Annotated in this window: 17 protein-coding genes; 3 read left to right on the top strand and 14 right to left on the bottom strand. The window is 66.4% G+C overall.

Features of this window, described 5'->3' with window-relative positions; all coding sequences use genetic code 11:
- Position 1: 1 nt before the first annotated feature.
- The 11 genes from JOE31_RS17320 to JOE31_RS17270 form a co-directional block, all read right to left on the bottom strand.
- Positions 2–526, bottom strand: a complete 525-nt coding sequence (locus tag JOE31_RS17320) for a mucin-associated surface protein (protein WP_209746704.1) — start codon at positions 524–526, stop codon at positions 2–4.
- A complete protein-coding gene (locus tag JOE31_RS17315; RefSeq protein WP_209746702.1) occupies positions 523–1,728 on the bottom strand; it encodes a serine/threonine-protein kinase in 1,206 nt (401 codons plus the stop codon). Before JOE31_RS17315 ends, JOE31_RS17320 begins: the two co-directional genes overlap by 4 nt.
- Positions 1,729–1,961: 233 nt before the next feature.
- Complete coding sequence (locus JOE31_RS17310; protein WP_209746700.1) at positions 1,962–3,383, bottom strand: DUF320 domain-containing protein; 1,422 nt, start codon at positions 3,381–3,383, stop codon at positions 1,962–1,964.
- 83 nt (positions 3,384–3,466) lie between these two features.
- Positions 3,467–4,462 carry a hypothetical protein gene (locus JOE31_RS17305; RefSeq protein WP_209746698.1) on the bottom strand — a complete coding sequence of 332 codons (996 nt, stop codon included), beginning with the start codon at positions 4,460–4,462 and terminating at the stop codon, positions 3,467–3,469.
- A gap of 135 nt (positions 4,463–4,597) precedes the next feature.
- A complete protein-coding gene (locus JOE31_RS17300) occupies positions 4,598–5,668 on the bottom strand; it encodes a Gfo/Idh/MocA family protein (protein WP_209746696.1) in 1,071 nt (356 codons plus the stop codon).
- A 167-nt stretch (positions 5,669–5,835) separates the two neighbouring features.
- Positions 5,836–6,543 (bottom strand): ABC transporter ATP-binding protein, encoded by a 708-nt coding sequence (locus tag JOE31_RS17295; RefSeq protein ID WP_209746694.1) that lies wholly within the window; start codon positions 6,541–6,543, stop codon positions 5,836–5,838.
- Positions 6,544–6,545: 2 nt separating this feature from the next.
- Positions 6,546–7,997 (bottom strand): ABC transporter permease, encoded by a 1,452-nt coding sequence (locus tag JOE31_RS17290; protein ID WP_209746692.1) that lies wholly within the window; start codon positions 7,995–7,997, stop codon positions 6,546–6,548.
- Between the two features lie 225 nt (positions 7,998–8,222).
- The gene (locus JOE31_RS17285; RefSeq protein ID WP_043479298.1) at positions 8,223–9,320 is read right to left on the bottom strand and encodes a sugar-binding protein; all 1,098 of its coding nucleotides are present in this window, start codon (positions 9,318–9,320) and stop codon (positions 8,223–8,225) included.
- A 50-nt stretch (positions 9,321–9,370) separates the two neighbouring features.
- Positions 9,371–10,642, bottom strand: a complete 1,272-nt coding sequence (gene mmsB, locus JOE31_RS17280) for a multiple monosaccharide ABC transporter permease (protein ID WP_209746690.1) — start codon at positions 10,640–10,642, stop codon at positions 9,371–9,373.
- Positions 10,643–10,687: 45 nt separating this feature from the next.
- Positions 10,688–12,247 (bottom strand): multiple monosaccharide ABC transporter ATP-binding protein, encoded by a 1,560-nt coding sequence (gene mmsA / locus JOE31_RS17275; RefSeq protein ID WP_209746688.1) that lies wholly within the window; start codon positions 12,245–12,247, stop codon positions 10,688–10,690.
- A gap of 131 nt (positions 12,248–12,378) precedes the next feature.
- Complete coding sequence (locus tag JOE31_RS17270; protein WP_209746686.1) at positions 12,379–13,569, bottom strand: ROK family transcriptional regulator; 1,191 nt, start codon at positions 13,567–13,569, stop codon at positions 12,379–12,381.
- Between the two features lie 225 nt (positions 13,570–13,794).
- Between JOE31_RS17270 and JOE31_RS17265 the strand changes: the two genes are divergently transcribed.
- Positions 13,795–14,631, top strand: a complete 837-nt coding sequence (locus JOE31_RS17265) for a carbon-nitrogen hydrolase family protein (protein ID WP_209746685.1) — start codon at positions 13,795–13,797, stop codon at positions 14,629–14,631.
- Here JOE31_RS17265 and JOE31_RS17260 read toward each other — a convergent pair.
- Together JOE31_RS17260 and alr are read right to left on the bottom strand one after the other, a co-directional pair.
- Positions 14,571–16,211 (bottom strand): PucR family transcriptional regulator, encoded by a 1,641-nt coding sequence (locus tag JOE31_RS17260; RefSeq protein WP_374100859.1) that lies wholly within the window; start codon positions 16,209–16,211, stop codon positions 14,571–14,573. The genes JOE31_RS17265 and JOE31_RS17260 overlap by 61 nt on opposite strands.
- On the bottom strand, positions 16,192–17,400 hold the full coding sequence (gene alr, locus JOE31_RS17255) for an alanine racemase (RefSeq protein ID WP_209746682.1): 1,209 nt from the start codon (positions 17,398–17,400) through the stop codon (positions 16,192–16,194). Before alr ends, JOE31_RS17260 begins: the two co-directional genes overlap by 20 nt.
- A 102-nt stretch (positions 17,401–17,502) precedes the next feature.
- On the opposite strand from alr, the gene JOE31_RS17250 reads away from it, so the two are divergent.
- Complete coding sequence (locus tag JOE31_RS17250; RefSeq protein WP_209746680.1) at positions 17,503–19,038, top strand: amino acid permease; 1,536 nt, start codon at positions 17,503–17,505, stop codon at positions 19,036–19,038.
- Positions 19,035–20,765: an NAD(P)/FAD-dependent oxidoreductase gene (locus JOE31_RS17245; RefSeq protein ID WP_209746678.1), complete on the top strand. Its 1,731-nt coding sequence runs from the start codon at positions 19,035–19,037 to the stop codon at positions 20,763–20,765. The genes JOE31_RS17250 and JOE31_RS17245 overlap by 4 nt, the downstream gene beginning before the upstream one ends.
- Here the strand turns inward: JOE31_RS17245 and JOE31_RS17240 are convergent.
- Complete coding sequence (locus tag JOE31_RS17240; protein ID WP_209746676.1) at positions 20,762–21,283, bottom strand: gamma carbonic anhydrase family protein; 522 nt, start codon at positions 21,281–21,283, stop codon at positions 20,762–20,764. The two genes, JOE31_RS17245 and JOE31_RS17240, sit on opposite strands and share 4 nt — an antisense overlap.
- Positions 21,284–21,437: the final 154 nt, after the last annotated feature.

The following is a 21,437-nucleotide window of genomic DNA, read 5'->3' as shown; positions in this document are numbered from 1 at the left end:
ATCAGCCGTCCTTGCCTTTGCCCTTTTCGCCCTTTCCCGGACCTTGGTTTTGCTGGGCCGGAGCTGGCGCGACCGGCGCCGGCGCTTCTGCGGCGGGAACAGCGGCCGCTTTCGCGGCTTCTGCCGCTGCCGCGTCCGCGGCGGCCTTGGCTGCGGCCGCCTGGGCTGCTGCTGCAGCTGCTGCTTCGGCTTGAGCTTTTGCGGTGGACAGGTCCGCTCGCACCGCCTCGATCGCCTTCATGATGCTCTGGTGGCGCTTGAACGAAACGTCTCCCTCGGCTGCCGCGGCGTCGAGCTGTGCCACCAGCTCGTCAAGTGTTTTGAGTGCGCCGGCCGGATCGTTGCCGGCAGCGGACTGCGTGACGGTCAGGACTTTGGCCTGCAACTGCTGCGCGGCTTCCACGTCCAGGTCCGGGGCTGCAGAACTGCAGCCTGCCAGGGCCGCGGAAAGCACGCCTGCTGCGAGGACCAGGTGCCATCGCTGGGCTGGCCTCGCGCGAAGGCGACTGACTGCAAGTAATGTCACGGTTCCACGCTCTTCTGAAGTTGGTCGAGGTGCTCTCCCAAGGTGCCGGTGACCGCGGGGTATTGAACCGGCTCCGGTGTTTTGGGAGTGAGGGCAGGCGCCAACATTATGGCGGCGACCGCAAGCACCGCAGCGGCTGCCAGCGCGGCAGCCAGCTTGCCGCGGCCAGCAGGCCGGAGTCGTCGGGCAGCGTTGGGGCGCGGCGGGTTGCTGTGACCCGGCTGCAACTCGGCTGTGGTGCGGCCGCCGGTGTCCGAGCCCGGTGTGCGGGCGCCGCCCGGCGCAACCAGCGGGGGACGAGAAGGCGGTGCCGGGAGGATGCGTGTTGGCTCCTCGGCCACGGAACCGGGAACCGACTCCGGAGAGACCAGGGCCTGTCGAAGGGCGGTCTCGAGATCAGCTGCCGTCGGGCGGTCCATGGGGTCCAGCGCGGTCATGGAAGTGATGAGGGCGGCCCACTCGACGGGAACATCGTTGGGGATTTCCGGGGCGCGGTGCAGGCGCGCCACCGCGGATTCAATGGCGCTCCCCGGATATTCCACGGCTCCCTTGATGCACTCGAGCAGCACGAGGCCAAGGGAATAGATGTCGCTGGCGGGACCGAGGTCGGCGCCCCGTGCCTGTTCCGGGCTCAGATATGCGGCTGTTCCCACCATGGTTCCGGTAGCCGTCAGGCGTGTGCCGTCGACAATCCGGGCAATGCCGAAATCGGTCAGTTTGGGGCGCAGGGGCTCGCCGGGGCGGACCTGTACCAGGAGGATATTGGCCGGTTTGATGTCACGGTGGATGATGCCCAGGTTGTGGACGTACGCCAGGGCGTCGGCCACTCCGGCGCCGATCACTGCCAGTTCATCCAGCGGGACAGGGCTGTGCCGGATCCTGCTCCGGAGGTCCTGCCCCTCAACCAGTTCCATAGTGAGGAACGGACGCGGCTCCTCCGGCACGCGGGAGTCTATTCCGGCGTCGAACAAAGTCACGAGGCTGGGGTGGTTCAGGGTGGCGAGCAGCTGGATCTCGGCTTCCTGACGCTTCAACTCGTCCGCGTCGGCTGATTGCGGGGCAAAGAGCTTCAATGCCACGTCCCGGCCGAGGTTCTCGTCCCTGGCTGTGTACACCGATGCCATGCCGCCGCGTCCGATGACCTCGCCGAGGCGGTATCGGCCGTCCAGGACCTCTGCCGTCTCGCTGCGCGAACTCTCCACGATGTCCCCATCCTTTTCAGCGTTCCCTCGGAATGCACTCTAAAGATGATACGGGGACGGGTATGCATTTTCATAAGGGTACTTGGTAATTACGCTTGCCGGAGCGGAATATGCGGGCCCCGGTGGTCTGGCCCGGCAAGCCCTGAGCGGCTTCCCGGGCCAGACCGGTTTAAGGTCTCACCACGCCTGGCGGGCAGGGCGCCGGCACCGCCGCCGCCCTGCCCGCTGATGCCCTATGCCTTCTTGCGCCGGGCCGGAACGAGCATGATGATCATGCCGGTGGCCAGCAGGAGCAGGGCTGCGGCCAGCAGCTCAAGGTTGGCGCCCGTGTTGGCGAGCATCGGAGCTGCCATGGGAGCTACTGCAGCGGCGGGCGCCATCTGCGTACCGGCAAGCACCGTATTCGTACCGGCCACCGCCAATGACGACGGACCTTCGGTAGCTGTCACAGGAGGGGCAACTGCCGGGCCGAAGACCAGCGGGGGCGTAACCACGGGAGGCGTGACGACGGGAGGCGTGACGACGGGAGGCGTGACGACGGGAGGCGTGACGACCGGGGGAGCCACGACGGGAGGAACGACCGTGGACGACGAGTCACCGCCAATTCCGACCGAGGCACCGCCAATCGTGATCGGTGCGGTGACGGGTGCGACGACCTGGGTTCCGGAGGCGAGGCCGTCGGAGCCGCTGGTCGATGGGGCGGGGGTGGTGCTGGTTCCCGCCGGTGCGGTGGTGGCGCCGTTGTCGCTTTCGGTGGTGGCCGTTGAGTCACCCAGCAGGCCCAACGACGTCGTACCTAGGGTGATTGGTGCGGTGACGGGTGCTGCGACCTGGGTTCCGGAGGCGAGACCGTCGGAGCCGCTGGTCGATGGGGCGGGGGTGGTGCTGGTTCCCGCCGGTGCAGTGGTGGCGCCGTTGTCGCTTTCGGTGGTGGCCGTTGAGTCACCCAGCAGGCCCAACGACGTCGTACTTACGGTGATCGGTGCGGTGACGGGTGCGACGACCTGGGTTCCGGAGGCGAGACCGTCGGAGCCGCTGGTCGATGGGGCGGGGGTGGTGCTGGTTCCCGCCGGTGCGCCGTTGTCGCCTTCTGTGGTTGCCGTTGAGTCACCCAGCAGGCCCAATGACGTCGTACCTACGGTGATCGGTGCGGTGACGGGTGCGACGACCTGGGTTCCGGAGGCGAGGCCGTCGGAGCCGCTGGTCGATGAGGCAGGGGTGGTGGTTCCCGCCGGTGCAGTGGTGCTGGTGCCCGCCGGTGCAGTGGTGGCGCCTTCGGTGGTGGCCGTTGAGTCACCCAGCAGGCCCAACGACGTCGTACCTACGGTGATCGGTGCGGTGACGGGTGCGACGACCTGGGTTCCGGAGGCGAGACCGTCGGAGCCGCTGGTCGATGGGGCGGGGGTGGTGCTGGTTCCCGCCGGTGCAGTGGTGGCGCCGTTGCCTTCGGTAGTGGCCGTTGAGTCACCCAGCAGGCCCAACGACGTCGTACCTACGGTGATCGGTGCGGTGACGGGTGCGACGACCTGGGTTCCGGAGGCGAGACCGTCGGAACCGCTGGTTGTATCCGCTGCGCTTGCAGCGGTGGTGCCGAGGGCTAGTAGTCCTCCGGCAAAGAGGGTGCTGATCAGCCCTCTGCGGATATTCGCGTGCATGGTGATCTCCTGAAAGTTGTTGTGTGGGTGCCCAGGGCAGCCCGAATGGCCGTTTTCCGCGCAAAGGCGCAGGGAAGGCCCAACTAGTCAGGAGATGAACCGGGGTCGAAAGACACCGGTGCGGGAGCACTTTGCAGGGGGCCGCTGACGGGAAGAACAACGGTCAGCGGAACGTCTAGGTGGAAAGCTGATAGCCAGGCTGCTCCGCCGGCACCGCCGCCTTGCGACTGGCTGCTCCCAGATCCGGAGCCCGGAACAGCCGGCAACACTGCCGGGCTGGGGGTTCCGTCGCGGGGGAGGGGATCTGCAAGAATTCCCGCTTGTACCGGTGCAGTCTGCAGCGTGCCAGGGCCAGAGGGGTGGAAGGACGCCGCTGACTTCGACATGGCTGAGGTTGATGTGGCCGGGGCGGCCGGCAGATCACTGGCGCTTGGGGCGTCCGCGCTGACGGGCGGGACCCTGGCCGGTGCGATGCTGTCGGCGGTTGCGTCGTCAGCCGCGGCGATGTCAGGAACTGGGAGATTCGGTATCAAGACCTCCGGACCCGGAAGGGGACCGACGCCCGCCAGGAGGTCGCCCACCGGTTCCACAACGGGGTCCAGCACTGGCAGGGCATCGCCAGCTATTGGCAAGACTTCCTCGGCGATGCCGGTGACGATTCCGTCGGCCGCGGCCGTGACGGGCGCCGTGACGGCGCCAACAGTGCCGGAGGGGACTATCTGGTTCACCACCGGAACAACCTCAATCAGGTAGTCCACGGGACCGGTTGCAGCGCCGGTAAGAGGCTGGAGCAGACCGGCCGGTTCAGCGGAACTTGGCTGTGCCGGGAGTACGGCTTCATCAACCGGAGCGTCCGTTCTTACGCCGGGAACCGCAGCGGCCAGGACGTCCTCAACTGGATTGATTGCGGCGGCGGTTACTGATGAGACGGAGGAGCTGACGCTTCCAAGCAGGGAAGCGGAATCAGACGCGGTATCGGCGCTGGCGGCCGGAGCAGATAGGGTCAGCCAGGCAGTGGCCGCGGCGCCTGCGAGGAGCAATGGACGGAGCGCGCGCCATGGAAAACCTGCTGATTCCATGCGCAAACACCCCCCAAGGCACCTCGAAGATTCGACGATTGCCTAACAGCCTAGGCACGATCCGGAGCCGGCGTCCAGCCTTTTCCGGTTAATAGTCCGGCGAATTGATTATTTTTTCCGCGGTGTTGAGCGACGTCAGTGTGCATCGTTCGGGTAGGTCACGCCGAGCTGGGCGCGGACACCATCGAACAGCCTCATGACATTCAGCGAGTCCTCAAGCGGCATGACCGGGCTCTCGGTGAGCCCCTGCTGGATGCACCTGGTGACCTCGCGGAGCTCGTAAGTGTAGCCACGGCCCACGACCTCGAAATGCTCGGTCCGCGGTTCCGTCATGCCGATCCTGACGTGGATTTCCTTGGGATTGTTGACCGAACCGATGGTCTGCAGATACCCGAGACTTCCTGCGACGGTTGCCGCCCGCGGGCCGTATGCCGTCAGCGATGATGTCAGTTGCGCCTGCGCGCCGTGGTGGTATCCCAGCGTCAACGCATTCTGGGCATCCACGCCGTCGTCGTTCACTGCCCCCGTGGCACTCACGGTTTGCGGAAATCCCAGGGTGCCCAGAGCCCAGAGCAGGGGGTACACGGTCAGGTCAAGGAGGGCGCCGCCGCCGTCCCTGAGGGCCCAGAGCCGTGCGCTGGGGGAGTAGACCGCCGGGAAGCCGAGATCCGCGGTGACCCACTGGACCGTCCCGAGCTCCCCGGAAGCCGCGATGTCGAATGCGCGCTGCATGCTGGGGAGGAAGCGGCTCCACATGGCTTCCATCATGAACAGCTTCTTGGAACGCGCGAGGGCTACAAGTTCACCAGCTTCCCGGGCGTTGATGGTGAGGGCCTTTTCGCACAGCACATGCTTGCCGGCATTGAGCGCGGCCAGTGCCACTTCATAGTGCTGCGCGTGCGGCGTGGCTACATAGACAATATCCACGGAGTCGTCGGCGAGGAGCCGGTGGTAGCCCGCTCCGCCGGCGTCGTCACCGTAGGCTGTGGAAAAACCGTACTCCGCAGCGAACGCTTCAGCCGACGCCTGGCTGCGGGAGCTGACGGCATACAGCTCCGCATCGGCCAGAAGGGCAAGATCCCTGGCCACCGATTGGGCGATGCCGCCGGTAGCCACCACTCCCCACCGCAGAGTTTGTCCTGTAGCGGAACGGGGATCCTGATCGGCCTGGCTGAACAGCCAGGGCTTCGCGATGGGGGCAGTCATTGTGACATCCTCTCATCCGGCTGAGAGAGCATCGGGGAAATACCTGCAGGAAGTGAGAGAGCGTCCGAATATTTCCTGCGACTGGTGAGAGAGCGTTGGGTTGAAAGCGGCAGGAGCTGAGAGAGGGTTGCTATCAGCCTCCTCAGCTCCTGCCGCGCGGGCTGCGACTACGCCGTGGCTGCAGCTGCCACCCTGGCGCGGGAGGGTTCCTCGGTGAGGCGCCCCTGCTGGAGCCGGAAGCGGCGGTCCGTCTTGTTCGCGAGCTGGCGGTCGTGCGTCACCACCAGGATGGTGGTGTTGTGGTCGCGGCTCAGCGAGCTGAGGAGCTCGATGATGTGCTCGCCGGTCTGCTCGTCCAGGTTGCCCGTGGGCTCGTCGGCCAGGATCAGCTTCGGCTCGTTGGCCAGTGCGCGGGCAATTGCCACACGCTGCTGCTCGCCGCCGGACAGGCGGTTGATGCGGCGCACGTGCTTCTCCGGATCCAACTGCACCTGCTCCAGCAGTTCCTTGGCCCGTGCCAGCCGCGCGGCCTTGCGGACCCCGGCGAACTCCAGCGGCAGCATCACGTTGTCCACGGCGGACAGGTTGGGGATCAGGTTGAACTGCTGGAACACGAAGCCGATGTCGCGGCGCCGGTACTCGGTCAGCTTGCCGTCCGGCATGCTGGCCAGGCTGACGCCGTTGACGACGACGTCTCCGCTGGTGGGCTTGTCCAGCGCACCCAGCAGGGACAACAGTGTGCTCTTGCCGCTGCCGCTCTTGCCCACGATGGACGCGAGCGTGCCCTGTTCGAGTTCGAAGCTGACGTCGTTGACGGGTTTGATGGTGCGGTCGCCGGACTTGAAGGTGCGGACGAGATTCTTGACTTCGATCATGGCTACTCTCCTCGGAGGACTTCGATGGGGCGGATGCGGGCGGTCAGGAGCGCGGGGACCAGCGCACCGATGATGGCGACGCCGAACACAGCGGCGATGCCGGCCGCGATCACGCCGGGGGAGGCGCTCGCGGTGACGGTGGTGAGCAGCTGGGAGGCTCCGCCGAAGGGCCCCCCTTGGGGAAGACCTGCGCCGCCGGGGAAGCCGGCCCCGCCGGGCATGCCGCGCCCGGTGGTTGCCGCCGTCGTCGTCGATGAATTGGAGCTGATCAGTGCGGAGGCGATGCCGCCGCTGGCGAACGACGCGATGGCGGCACCCGCCACGCTGCCCAGGGCCACGAGGACCAGCGCTTCCAGGACGAACTGGAGTCCGATGGTGCGGTTCGGCGCGCCGATCGCCTTGAGCACACCGATTTCACGGCGGCGCTCGCGGACCAGCATCACCATGATCAGGAGGATGATCAGGCCGGCCGTGCCCAGCGCCGCGATGAAGGCAATGAGGGAGATGTTCTTGACGCTGTCGAGTGAGCTGACGGCGGTCTCGAGGTTGCGCTGGCCCTGGGTGACGTCGGCCTTGTCCGTACCGAGGGCGGCCTGGAGGGCGGTCTTGGCGGCATCCACGTTTTCCATGGTGTTCACGGTGACGATCATGGTGGACAGCTCGCCGGGCAGTTCAGCCAGGGTCTGGGCGGAGGGGAGGGTGACGTAGAGGGCGTTGTTGCCGAAGGTGGTACCGGCGTCGAACAGGCCTGCCACCGTATAAGTCTGGTCATTGATGGTGAACGTCGAGCCGACCTTGAGGTTGTTCTTCTCGGCGAGCGTGGTGCCGAGAAGCGCGTTGGCGGATTCCGCGTTGTAGTCGCCCAGGCCGGTGCCTTCGGTGATACTCAGGGCCTTGCCCGTGCTGTCCACCTCGGCGCCGATCCCGGTGGCGGTGATCGGCAGGGACATGGTCCGGGCCGGCTGGGTGGTTCCGGTTGAGCCCGTGGTTCCCTCCGCGGCCTGGTTGCGGTTGCCGAGCGTTCCGGCGTCGATGGCGGCGGTGAGGCTGGTGGTCAGCGTGGTGGTGGCCTGTCCGCCGGGTCCGCCCTGGCCTCCGCCGGGGCCGACCGTCTGGGTTCCGGCGGCGGACTGTGCTGCCGCCTCGGTGGCATTGCGCAACCTGAGCGCCTTTGTGCCGACTACGCTGGTCACGTTCGGTACTGCGGCAGCGGTTGCCGCCTGCTCCGCCGTGAGCGGTTCTCCGCCGCCCTCGAAGCCCTGGCCGCCGGCCGGATTCACGGTCAGGACGGTGCCCACGGATGCGTTCAGTTCAGCGACTTTGGCGGCAACCGCCTGGTTGGCCACCAGCATGGACAGGGCCAGGCCGATCGCCACGGCCAACACCGCCACCACGGCCCCGGTTCGGACCTTGTTTCTGAAGGCATTGCCTACACTTCGGGCGAGGACGCTCACGGTACTCCTAGGATCTCTGGCCGGACGGAATGACCGGCTGCTGATCCAACAGTGGTGCGCGTGGCTGTGCGGGGAACGGGCCGAAGCTATGTTTCCGCTGTGAAGACGCGCTGGACTGCGGGAACCCCGTCCGGGCTGCGGGACCGTCGCGAAACCAAAAGCCCCGGCCCACCCTCTCGGGTGAGCCGGGGCCCTTGACTGCTGCTACAGGCGCCTAGGCGCGGACTACTTGGTGATCGGGCCGAGTACCGGATCGTCCACGTAGGCCGTCTTGACGTTCTCCTTGGTCACGATGACCGGATCCAGCAGGTAGGCCGGAACGGTCTTGACCGTGTTGTTGTAGGACTTGTCATCGTTGATCTCAGGCGTCTTGCCGGCCTGGATGTCCTTGACCATGGTGATCGCGTGCTCTACGAGCTTGCGGGTGTCCTTGTTGATGGTGGAGTACTGCTCGCCGGCCATGATGGACTTGACGGACTCAACCTCGGAGTCCTGGCCGGTGATGATCGGGAGCGGCTTGCCGGCGGCCTTGACGGACGTCAGTACTGCACGTGCCAGGGTGTCGTTCGGAGACAGGACGCCGTCCAGGGAAGCGGTGCCGTAGCTGCCGGTCAGCAGGGTGTCGGCGCGACGCTGGGCGTTCTCAGCCTTCCAGCCCTGGGTGACGGCCTGCTCGAACGAGGTCTGGCCCGAGACAACCTTGAGGGTGCCGTCATCGATCTTCGGCTTGAGGACGCTCATGGCGCCGTCGAAGAAGACCTTCGCGTTGGCGTCATCCGGGGAGCCGGCGAAGAGCTCGATGTTGTACGGGCCGGAAGGCTTCTTGGCCTTCATGCCGTCCAGCAGCGCCTGGCCCTGGAGTTCACCCACCTTGAAGTTGTCGTAGGCCACGTAGTAGTCCACGTTCTCGGTGTTCAGGAGCAGGCGGTCGTAGGCGATGATGGTGGCGCCGGAGTCCTTGGCCTGCTTGAGCTGGGTACCCAGCTGGGCGCCGTCAATGGCACCCACGATGATGACCTTTGCACCCTTGGTGACCATGGCGCTGATCTGGTTCTGCTGCTCGGAGACGCCGCCGTTGGCGAACTGCACGTCAGCCTTGAAACCGGCTCCGTTGAGTCCGTCGTTGAACAGCTTCTCGGCCAGCACCCAGTTTTCACTGGTCTTCTGCGGGAGCGCGACGCCGATCGAGGAGTTCTTCGGGAACGCCTCGCCGCCGCTGCTGCCACCCGTGGTGCCGGTCTCGGCGCGGCCGCAGGCTGTCAGCGCCAGTGCCGCAATAGCAGCGATCGCTGCTGCCTTTCCTGCTTTACCAATCATTTGCATTGCTTGGTTCACTTTCTTTAGATGGTGTGCGGAGAATCGTGGGGGAGCGCTCAGGCTTCCTTGCGGATAGCGTCCTTGGTGGATGAGGTCTCGTCCGGCTGCAGCTCGCTGCTGCTGCGGCCGAAGTTTTTCATCATCATGCCGATGATGGACTTCTTGCCCTGGGTCTTGTTGTAGACGTCGAAGGCAACGGCGATCAGGAGGACCAGGCCCTTGATGATCTGGGTGAGGTCGGCGCCGACGCCGAGGAGCTGCAGGCCGTTGTTCAGCACGGCCATGACCAGGCCACCAACGATCGAGCCGATCACCGTACCCACGCCGCCGGTCACGGCGGCGCCGCCGATGAACACGGCTGCGATGGCGTCTAGTTCCCAGCCGACGCCGTCGAACGGTCCGGAAGCGGTGGAGCGGCCCACGAAGATCATGCCTGCCAGGCCGGCCAGGATGGACATGTTCATCATCACCAGGAAGTTGACCTTCTTGGACTGCACGCCGGAGAGTTCGGCAGCGTGCCTGTTGCCGCCGACGGCGTAGATGTGGCGGCCGACGATGGTCTTGGAGGAAATGAAGCCGTAGATGAGGACCAGGACGGCCAGGATCAGGCCCGGAATGGGGAAGGACGTTCCCGGACGGCCGGTGGCGAACAGGTACGTGGCGTACAGGATGGCGCCGCAGATCAGGACGAGCTTGAGGATCATCACCCAGGCTTCCGGCACCTCGGCGCCGAGGGCAAGGGCCCGGCGGCGGGCACGGATTTCGCTGAAGATCACGAAAGCCACGGCCAGCAGGCCCAGGAGCAGCGTGAGGTTGTTGTAGGTGGTGTTCGGGCCCACTTCGGGAAGATAGCCCGAGCCGAGGTACTGGAAATCGGCGGGGACCGGGATGGTGTTGGACTTGCCGACGAACTGGTTGAAGCCGCGGAAGAGCAGCATACCGGCCAGGGTCACGATGAAGGCGGGAATGCCCACATAGGCGGTCCAGAACCCTTGCCACGCCCCGATCAGCGCCCCGAGGGCCAGGCCCAGGAGAACGCCGGCGTACCAGGGGATGCCCCAGTCACGGATGGCCAGGGCCACGGCGACGCCGACGAAGGCTGCCACGGAACCCACGGAGAGGTCGATGTGGCCGGCAATGATGACCAGCACCATGCCGATCGCCAGGATCAGAATGTAGGAGTTGCCGTTGAAGAGGTTGATGACGTTGCCCGGGGTGAGCGTGCGGCCCTCGGTGAAAATCTGGAAAAAGACGATCAGTGCAACCAGGGCGAAGATCATGCCGAATTGGCGGGTGTTTCCGCCAAATAGCTTCTTGAGCGCGTTCATTGTTTCGGTCCTTGTGTCTGGAAGGTTCTGGAGGTATCCAGAAGGTCAGGCGGCGGTCTTGCGGGCGGATGTCATGAGCTTCATCAGGTTTTCCTGGCTGGCTTCATCCTTGTTCAGGACACCGGTGATGGCGCCTTCGAAGATGGTGTAGATGCGGTCCGAGAGTCCCAGCAGTTCCGGCAACTCGGAGGAGATCACAATCACGCCCTTGCCCTGGTTGGCCAGCTGCTGGATGATGCCGTAGATCTCGTACTTGGCGCCCACGTCAATGCCGCGGGTCGGTTCGTCAAGAATCAGCAGGTCCGGGTCGGTGAACATCCATTTGGCGAGCACCACCTTCTGCTGGTTGCCGCCCGAGAGCTTGGCGACGCCTTCTTCCACTGAGGGCGCCTTGGTGCGCAATGACTTCCGGTACTGCTCCGCAACGGTGAATTCCTTGTTGGGGTCCACGATGTTGTGCTTGCTGATCTTCTTCAGGTTCGCCGCAACGGTGGTGGTTTTTATGTCATCCAGGAGGTTCAGCCCCAGGGACTTGCGGTCCTCGGTGACGTAGCCCAGCCCGGCATCGATAGCCTGCCGCACGGTGCGGAGGGTGATCTCCTTGCCGTCCTTGTAGATATGGCCGGAAATGAAGCGGCCATACGAGCGGCCGAACACCGAACGGGCCAGCTCCGTGCGTCCGGCGCCCATGAGCCCGGCAAAGCCGACAATCTCGCCGCGGCGGACGAAGAAGTTGGAATTCTTGCAGACCAGGCGGTCCTGGATCTGCGGGTGCCCGACGTTCCAGTCCTTGACTTCGAAGAACACCTCGCCGATCTTCGGTTCGTGGTCCGGGAAGCGTGACTCCAGCGTGCGGCCCACCATGCCCTTGATGATGCGGTCTTCATCCACGCCGTCGGCCTTGACATCGAGGGTCTCTATGGACTTGCCGTCACGGATGATGGTGATGGAGTCCGCGATCTGCTCGATCTCATTGAGCTTGTGGGAAATGATGATGGACGTGATGCCGCGGCCCTTGAGCCCCAGCATGAGATCCAGCAGGTGCTGGGAGTCGGACTCGTTCAGGGCCGCCGTGGGCTCGTCGAGGATGAGGAGCTTCACTGATTTGCTCAGCGCCTTGGCGATTTCCACCAGCTGCTGCTTGCCGACGCCGATCTCCTTGATGGCGGTATCGGGATCTTCGCGCAGGCCCACCCGGGCCAGCAGTTCGGTGGACCGCGTCCGGGCCTCGGCCCAGTCGATGATTCCGCGCTTGGTGGGTTCGTTGCCGAGGAAGATGTTCTCCATGATGGAGAGCTCCGGGATGAGCGCGAGTTCCTGGTGGATGATCACGATGCCGGCCTGCTCGCTGGCACGGATGTCCTTGAACTGCTGGACCTCGTTCTGGTACACGATGTCGCCGTCGTAGCTGCCGTACGGGTACACACCCGAGAGGACCTTCATGAGGGTGGACTTGCCGGCGCCGTTCTCGCCGCAGATGGCGTGGATTTCGCCCGCCTTCACCCGCAGGCTCACCTCGGACAAAGCTTTAACGCCGGGGAATTCCTTGGTGATGGACCGCATCTCGAGAAGGATCGGATCACTTTGCGTGGTCTGGGACGTCATTTGCCCTTACGCCTCCAATGCATGACTTCGTTGTCCGCCCCGCAAACCGCAGGGCCGTCTGATGAAAAAGTAAACTGGATCACAGCCCTTGTCGTCAAGTCTTTAACGCAACGGGCCGATAACGAATAGATTCAGGAGCGCCGGATTCCCGCGTGCTGGAAAACCAGGGCAGCCGCACCGAGCGCCTCGGCCCGGTCCCCGAGCGAGGACATGGTGAGCGTGGTGGTCTCGCCGATGACGGGCACTGCGTGCCGGATCAGGCCCCGCCTGATCGGGTCCAGGAGCAGGTCTCCCAGGCCGGCCAGCGGACCGCCCACCACAATTACTTCCGGATTGATGAGGTTGGCCACGTTGCCCAGTGCGCGGCCCACAGCCAGCCCTGCGTCGTCTATGACCCGGAGCGTTGCGGAGTCCCGTTCCAGCGCCTTGCGGACGATGTCCTCGGCGCTGAGGGGCTTCTCCTCGCCGCGGCCCAGGAGCTCGATCATGGTGGTGGTGGAGGCGATGGTTTCCAGGCACCCCCGGTTTCCACAGCGGCAGATGAGGCCGTGTTCATGGATGGTGGCATGGCCGATTTCGCCGGTGATGCCCACGTTGCCGTAGTACGGGGCGCCGTTGAGGATCAGCCCGGCACCAATGCCCGAGCCGATCTTCAGGAACATCAGGTTGCTGATGCCGCTGTGGGGGCCCCACGTGACCTCGGACAGGGCGCCGAGATTGGCGTCGTTGTCAACAAACACGGGGAAATTCAGGGTGTCTTCGAGGTGCTGCAGGATGTTGATGCCCACCCACTCGGGGAGGATGGCGCCTTGCGCCACGGTGCCCGTCCGGCGGTCGATCGGGCCGGGGATTCCGACGCCGGCGCCCACCACGGCGCTGCGTTCCACGCCGCTCTCGTCCAGCAGTTTGGCAAGGAGTTCCACGGCGGCCCGGATGCCTTCGTCGGCGTGGTGGCCCAGCGGCAGCAGCACCGATTCCTCGGCGATGATGTGGTAGCTCAGCGTCGCCAGGACCACCCTAAGGTGCCGGCGGCCGAAGTCGATGCCAACGGCAACTGCACCGTTGCTGTTGAGGCGGACATTCAGTGCCCGACGGCCGGAACTGGTGATCGGTTCCGTGGACGCCAGCCCGGCGTCCTGCATGATTTTGACGATGTTGGAGACCGTGGCCGTGGACAGGCCGGTCTGCCGGGCGAGTTCAGCCTGGGTTGACGGACCGTTCAGCAGGCACTCGATGATCCGTTGCTGGTTCAGGTGCCTCAATGCGGACTGTGACCCGGGGTTTTTGGTTCGGCTCCTCGTTGAGCGCGGTGTTGAGGGCATGCAATGAAGCGTGCACCATCTGCACCGTTGTAGTCAAGAAGTTAACGCAAGGCGCAGTCGTGGTGCCCTGGCTGCAGCCGCGGACGATCCGCACCGCGGGCCCCGGTCGCCAGGTGGAAATGCACCTAGGGCACAGTCTGCACCCTGGCTACGCTGGTAGGAAGAGGCTGCAAGGCAGGGTGGTCCGCACGTTTCGCGGCCGCCCCGGAGACTATAGAGGTGGTAATGGTGCTGCTGGCACTCCTGCAGGCGAACGCCGCCGTACTTGATGTGGAAGCCAACTGCGGTGCGGTGGATAACGCCGCCCGGACGGCGGCCGCCGCCGGCGCCCGGGTGCTGCTCACTCCGGAACTGTTCCCGGTGGGTTATGCGCCCCTCCGGGTCCGGGACGGGCTGGACCCGGCCCGGCTTCCGTCGATTCGCCGGAAGCTGGCAGACATCGCCCGGCGGAACGGGATCGCGCTGGTCTACAGCCTGCCCGCCGTCACCGCAGACGGGCGGTGGCAGATCACTGCCACCCTGGTGGACCATGACGGCGCTGAACTGCTGAACTACGCCAAGGTGCACTTGTTCGGTGCGGAGGAGCGCAAGGCGTTCAGCCCCGCGTCCGAACCTCCCGCCGTCGTGGATTTCCACGGGATCAAGACGTCCATGGTGATCTGTTACGACGTCGAATTCCCCGAAGCGGTGCGTGCCGCCGCGACCCGTGGCGCCGAATTGCTGCTGGTTCCCACGGCGCTGGCCCAGGGGTTTGATTCCGTTCCGCAGATCCTGCTGCGGGCCCGGGCGCTGGAGAGCCAGCTGACCGTGGCCTACGCAAACCATGCAGGGGAGGAGGATGGCTGCGAGTTCCTGGGCGGGAGTGTCATCGCCGGTCCCGACGGCTCCCTGCTGGCCGCGGCCGGTCCGGCACCGGAGCTGCTTTTCGCGGAGGTGTCCGCAGCAAGCGCCCGCAACGCGCGGCAGGTAGTGCCGTACCTCCGGGAGCGCCGGCCGGATCTCTACCGCGACTGGGAATCGGGTGTTCCGGAGGCCGGGGCCGGAGATTCGTCCACGTACTGAAGGGCGAACCAGAGTTCCGCCCGTACCTGGGCCTGGTTGAGGTCGGTGTCCAATAGCTCGGCGAGGGCGTTGATCTGGCGGCGGACGCTGTTGCGGTGCAGGCCCATGGCTTTGGCCGTGGCGTCCCAGCTCCCGTTTTCGCCCAGCCATGTCCGCAGCACCGCCAGCTGTCCGGCCCGCCGCTCGGGATCCTCCTGGCTGAGGACCGGTTCCAGCAGCCGGGCCGCAAGCATGGTCCCGGCTTCGCGGCCGAGCAGTCCGGCCACGGACCAGGTCACCTCGTCCACGCGGGCGCTCCGGCCGGTTGCTTGAACCCGCGCCCGCAGGGAGGTGACCCGACGGTACGCAGAGGACAGCCCGTGGAACTCCGTGGCATCGCCGATCACCAGGCGCCAGCCGAGCGCCTCCGTTTCGGCGAGCAAGGCCTCGTCCACCTTGAGGCGGGTGATGGCAGCGAAACCATAGTCGGTGATCTCGACGAGTTTGGTGTCGAACATCCGGCGCCACTGCAGCAGTTCCCGCACAGGGCTTTCGCCCGCCGGGCCGCCGGCTTCCGCCTTCACGCCCTGGACCACCCGGAGCGGTGCCGAGCGCGTGGAGGACATGCTCTGCGCCAGGAGGTCTTTGAGGCCGTTGACGTGCTTTGTGCCGCCTGAGGCGACGCTGTCCGGGTGCAGCAGCAGCGCCGTCGCAAGCTGGCTTGGTGCGAGCGAGCCGCTGGTCCGCTGCCGCACGAGCAGTTCCAGCAGCCCCACGACGGAGGACACCACGCTGTTCTGCGCCGGGGTGAGCGGACCGTTGGAGCCCAGGACCAGGGCGCCGAGATTGGCGTCCCGGGTGCTGCGGAGCGGATGGCCGAACACCACGGCGGACCCCGGTTCCTCGAGCTGCTCCATTTCCACGCGGGGCCCGCTGCCGGCCAGCAGCCTTTTCAGCAGCGGCTGCAGGGTGGAAAGTTCGACGGCGGCGCCCCCGCCGTTGCCGCCCGCGGACCGGGCGCGGATGCGGCCGTCGGCTCCGACGAGCAGCGCCCAGACCGGCACCCGCTGCACCAGCGCCGCCAGCAGTTCGTGTTCCGGCCTGGCCGAGAGGACCGCCCGCATCAGCTGCCGGTTGGTGTCCGCGAGCTGCCGGAACACCCTGGCGTTATCCGACTCCAGCAGCTGCGAGAATTCCAGCCCGATGGCGGCGAACGGAACAGTTTTGGGAAACTCCACGAGGGTCAGGTTGTGGCGCCGGCAGGCCGCTACAACGGTCTGGGGTACGGCATCGAAGTAGGGTTCCAGCCCGAACCCCAGGGCCCCCACCCCGGCGCCAACCAGCCGCTGGACGTAGGCATCCACCTTCGCCTCGCTGCCGCCGTCACCGAGGAAGGGCAGCCCGGCGGTGAGGATGAACTCGCCGTCGAGCAGGTAGGGCGTGGGGTCCTCCAGTTCGCTGGGCTCCACCCAGCGGAGCATCCCGGCACCGTTGCCGCCGTCGTGGAGTATCTTCAGCTCCGCCGGCAGCTTGTGCAGGAACTGCTCCAGCGTGACGAAGCCGAGCCGCTCGGCGGTGGCCTCAGGCGCCAACGGGAGCACCGGCTTCCTGGTAGTCCGGGCACTCGTAGGCCCGGGGCAGGCGCGGGGCGATCCGGTTGATGATCTCGTCACCGTGGCTGCCGATCGCTGCGCCCCAGTCATCGGCGCTCGCCGCCCCGGTGCGCGGATCGCCAAATAGCACGGCTGTGTCACCAACGGCCACGCCGTTGGCATCCGGGCCCAGGTCCACCATGAACTGGTCCATGCAGACCTTGCCGATCACCGGAACCCGGCGCCCGCCCAGGAGGATGAGGCTGCGGCCTGAAATGCCCTTCGGGATGCCGTCCGCGTAGCCCAGCGGGATCAGCCCCAGGTACCGCGGCTCGTGCGTGATGGCCTGGTGTTCATAGCTCACGCCAGTCCCGGCGGGCACTTTCTTGACCAGGACCACCGGCGCCGTCACGGTCAGGGCGGGGCGCAGGCCGAAGTCGGCCGGGGCCAGGTGGTCCGCCGGAGCGAGCCCGTAGAACGCCAGGCCGGCCCGCACCATGTCGAACGCGAATTCGGGCCGGTCCAGGATGTTGGCCGAACTCGAGACGTGCCGCAGCACCGGCTTCAGCCCTGCCGTCCTGGCCGCGAGGACGGCTTCTTCGAAAGCGTCCACTGCGGCCAGGTTTGCCGGGTGCGCGGGAACATCGGCCCAGGCCAGGTGGGTCCAGACACCCCGCACCGAGAGTGTGCCGTCACGCTCCGCCGCCCGCGCAGCGGCCACCAGCTCTGCCCAGTCCTCCGTCCGCGCTCCGCCGCGGCTGAGGCCCGTGTCGAGTTCAAGATGGACGACGGCGGGACGGCCCAGGCGGCGCGCGATGCCGGCCACAACGTCGAGCTGGGCGACGCTGCCCAGCGAGACATCGACGTCGTACTCCAGCGCTTCGCGGATCGTCTCGCTCGAGGCCGCCGCGAGGTACAACCAGGACAACACCGGGGCGGTAATGCCGGCCCGGCGCAGGGCGATGGCCTCGTGCAGCTGGGCCGTTCCCAGCCAGTCGGCACCGGCGGAGAGCGCCGTCCGGGCGACGTCAACGAGTCCGTGGCCGTAGGCGTTCCCCTTCACCACGGCCATGAAATGGGGGGCCGCAGACCGCTGGCGGAGGGTGCGGATATTGTCCGAAATGGCCGAGAGGTCAACGCTGACCTGCCCGGTGAGAGCCGCGTTCTGAGCGCTCTCCACGTGTGCATTAAGTCTCATGCCAGAACACTATAGGGCATTTTGCACAACGGTGAGAGGTGGCTCACAAACCTAAGCTGGTCCAGGGGAAAGCCGATAACTACTCACGAACGGACGTCAATGATGACTGTGCCTACACTCACCGGCCGGCCGCCGGCCGCTGCCCGCCGTCCGGGCCTTGCCGCGCAATTGCTGCGCCGCAAGCCGATCGGCCAGATGGTCAGCGAGGCTGAAAACGGCCACGGCGGGACCAAGCTGGTCCGCAGCTTCGGAGTCCTGCAGCTGACCATGATCAGCGTGGGCGCCACGCTGGGAACCGGCATCCTGGTCATCCTCGGTGAATCGGTGCCGTTGGCCGGTCCGGCCATCTGGATTTCGTTCGCCATCGCCGGCCTGGCTGCCCTGCTCTCCGCCGTCTCCTACGCCGAGATGGCCGGCCTGGTCCCGGTGGCAGGATCCAGCTACTCCTACACCTACGCCACCATGGGCGAAGGCATGGCCTGGATCTGCGGCTGGTGCCTGGTGCTGGAGTATGCGGTGTCGGTGGCCGCTGTGGCCGTCGGTGCCGGCCAGTACGTGAACGAAACCCTGGCCGTGTTCGGCCAGGTCCTTCCGGACGCCGTTTCGCAGCCGCCCGGCGACGGCGGCGTCATGAACATTCCGGCCATGGTCATCGTGGTCCTGGCCACCATCCTGCTGGTCCGCGGCGCCCGGGAAAGCGCCTGGATCAACACCGCGATCGTGGTGGTCAAGGTGGCAATCCTCCTCTTCTTCTGCGCCGTGGCTTTCACGGCCTTCAACGCAGGCAACTTCGAACCGCTCCTGCCGATGGGCGCCGCCGGTGTCTCCGCCGCCGCCTCCACAGTCTTCTTTTCCTACATCGGCTTCGACGCCGCCTCCACCGCCGGTGAGGAAGCCCGCAACCCCAAGCGGGACCTGCCGCGCGCCATTATGCTCTCCATGGTCATCGTCACCACCATCTACGTCCTCGTGGCTGTCGCCGCCATCGGCGCCCGTCCCTGGGGGTGGTTCGACGGCACCGAGGCGGCCCTGGTCAAGATCCTCGAGGAAACCACCGGGCAGCCCTGGATCGCACTGGTCTTCGCCGTCGGCGCCGTCCTGGCCATCGCCAGCATCGTCCTGACCGTCCTCTACGGCCAGACCCGCATCCTGCTCTCCATGGCCCGCGACGGCCTCATCCCCAGGATCTTTGGACGAGTTTCGTCCCGCACGGGCACGCCGGTGGCCGGGACCGTGATCGTGGGCGTCCTCGTGGCCCTCACCGCCGGGCTCGTGCCGCTTGGCGACCTCGCGGACGCCACCAGCATCGGAACGCTGTTCGCCTTCGCCCTGGTCAACGTCGCCGTCATCTACCTGCGCCGCAACCGGCCCGAACTCAAGCGCACCTTCCGCGTGCCGCTGTTCCCGCTGACGCCCATCCTCGGTGCCCTCATGTGCGCCTACCTGATGGCCAACCTCGGCGCCGACACCTGGGCGGTGTTCGGCATCTGGATGCTGGTGGGCCTGGCCGCCTACTTCGGCTACGGCCGGAGGAACTCCAGGGTGGCGGCGCTGGGCCACGAGGAATACCGTGAACTGAGCGGGCCCCAAGCTTCAACCCTGTCCACCCCCGAACCGACGAAGGCAGACCTTTCATGACCATCGCCACCGAACTGCCGGCCAACGATCCCGCTGCGGCCCCGGGCCCGGAAGCTGCCTCCGCAGCGGCGCGGGCAGCCGACGCCCCCATCACGATGCTGAACCCGGACTTCCCCTTCAGCTATGACCACTACCTGGCCCACCCGGACGGCCTCGGCTCCGTCCCGCCCGAGCTGTACGGAACCGAAGTGGCAGTGGTCGGCGCGGGCCTGTCAGGCCTGGTCACGGCTTACGAACTGATGAAGCTGGGCCTCCGCCCGGTCATCTACGAAGCGGACCAGATCGGCGGCCGGCTACGGACTGCCAGCTTCCCGTCAGCCCCCGGCGTGGTGGCTGACCTCGGCGGCATGCGGTTCCCGGTGTCCGGCAAGGCGTTCTACCACTACGTGGACCTGCTGGGCCTGCAGACCCAGGAGTTCCCGAACCCGCTGGCCGCGGCCACCTCCAGCACCGTCATCGAACTGGCCGGACAGAAGCACTACGCGAGCACGCCGGCGGACCTGCCGCCGTTCTTCCGTGAAGTGGCCGACGCCTGGAAGGCCGCAGTGAACGACGGCGCCATGTTCACTGAGATGCAGGAGGCCATCCGGGCACGGGACACAGCCAGGATCAAGGAGATCTGGAACGAGCTCCTGCCCCTGATGGACGAACAGACGTTCTACGGCTTCATCGCGGCCAGTGAGTCCTTTAAGGAAGCGGGCTTCGCGCACCGCGAGGCGTTCGGGCAGGTGGGATTCGGCACCGGCGGCTGGGACACCGACTTCCCCAACTCCATCCTCGAAATCCTGCGCGTCGTATATACGGACGCCGATGACCAGCACCGCCTCATTGCCGGGGGAGCGCAGCGGCTCCCCGAGGCACTGTGGCAGCACACGCCGTCGGGCATGGCCCACTGGCCGGACGGGACGTCACTGGCGTCCCTGCATTCAGGCTCACCGCGCGGTGCCGTGGACCGGATCAGCCGGGACGCCAACGGCGATCTCCGCCTCCGCGAACGCTGGGGCAGGGAAGCGAGCTACGCGGCCGTCGTCACCACGTGCCAGTCCTGGCTGTTGTCCACCCGGATCCACACCGAGGAGGCGTTGTTCCCGGCGGAGCTGTGGACGGCGATCGAACGTTCGCACTACATGCAGTCCTCCAAGACGTTCGTGATGGTGGACCGCCCGTTCTGGAAGGACATCGACCCGGACACCGGCCGCGACGTCCTGTCCATGACCCTGACGGACCGGCTGAACCGTGCCACCTACCTGCTGGATAACGGGCCGGACAAGCCCGCCGTGATCCTGCTCTCCTACACCTGGAACGACGACGCCCTGAAGTGGCTCGCGCTGGACGCGGACCAGCGGGTGGAGCTCATGCTTCACTCCCTGGAACAGATCTACCCGGGCGTGGACATCGCCGGCCACATCATCGGCCAGCCCATCACGGTCTCCTGGGAGGCGGACCCCAACTTCATGGGCGCTTTCAAGGCAAACCTGCCCGGGCATTACCGGTACCAGCAGCGGCTGTTCACCCACTTCAAGCAGGACAGGCTCCCGGAGTCCCAGCGCGGAATCTTCCTGGCAGGCGACGACGTTTCCTTCACTGCCGGCTGGGCCGAAGGCGCCGTCACCACGGGCCTCAACGCGGTGTGGGGCGTCGTGAACCACCTCGGCGGCCGGTCAGCGGCCGGGAACCCGGGGCCGGGGGAGCTGCTGGACGCGATGGGGCCGATCAGCCTGGACTAGCCGGCGTGGAGCTCCCGGTGCGCCTGCGCGAGTTCGCGGTAGTGCGCGGCGTTGCGCTTCACGCCGTCGAACTCCTCGTCGGTGAGCTCACGCCGGACTTTGGCCGGAACGCCGGCCACCAGGGAGCGAGGCGGGATGACGGTTCCTTCGAGCACCACGGCGCCGGCCGCCACCAGCGAGCCGGCGCCGATCACCGCACCGTTCAGAATGGTTGCGCTCATGCCGATGAGGCAGTCGTCCTCAACGGTGCAGCCGTGCACGACGGCGCTGTGCCCTACGCTGACGCGGGCGCCGACACTGCAGGGGAATCCCGGGTCGGCATGCAGCACCACGTTGTCCTGCAGGTTGCTGCCCGCGCCCACGGTGATGGCGGCCGTGTCCGCGCGCACCGAGACGCCGTAGAACGCGCTGGCGTCCTCGGCGAGGGTGGCGTTGCCGATCACTGATGCGCTGGGTGCGACGAAAACGGAAGGGTGGACGTCCGGGCTGGTGCCGGCGAAAGGATATAGAGGAGCCATGAGCCCAGCCTAGGAGTTTTTGTCCAGATAGCGGGACCAAAAGGGTCGTTTGAGGCGATTATCTGGACAAAAACTCGCGGGCCGGACCAGCCAGTTGCCGGTGTGCCAACGGACTTTGTGCCTAGTGACGCCGCTGCCGCGTCTCACTACCATT

It is taken from the genome of Arthrobacter sp. PvP023 (assembly GCF_017832975.1).
Taxonomy (GTDB): Bacteria; Actinomycetota; Actinomycetes; order Actinomycetales; family Micrococcaceae; genus Arthrobacter.
Note: the sequence above shows the minus strand (reverse complement) of the source record. Positions and strands in the feature narration are given on the sequence as shown.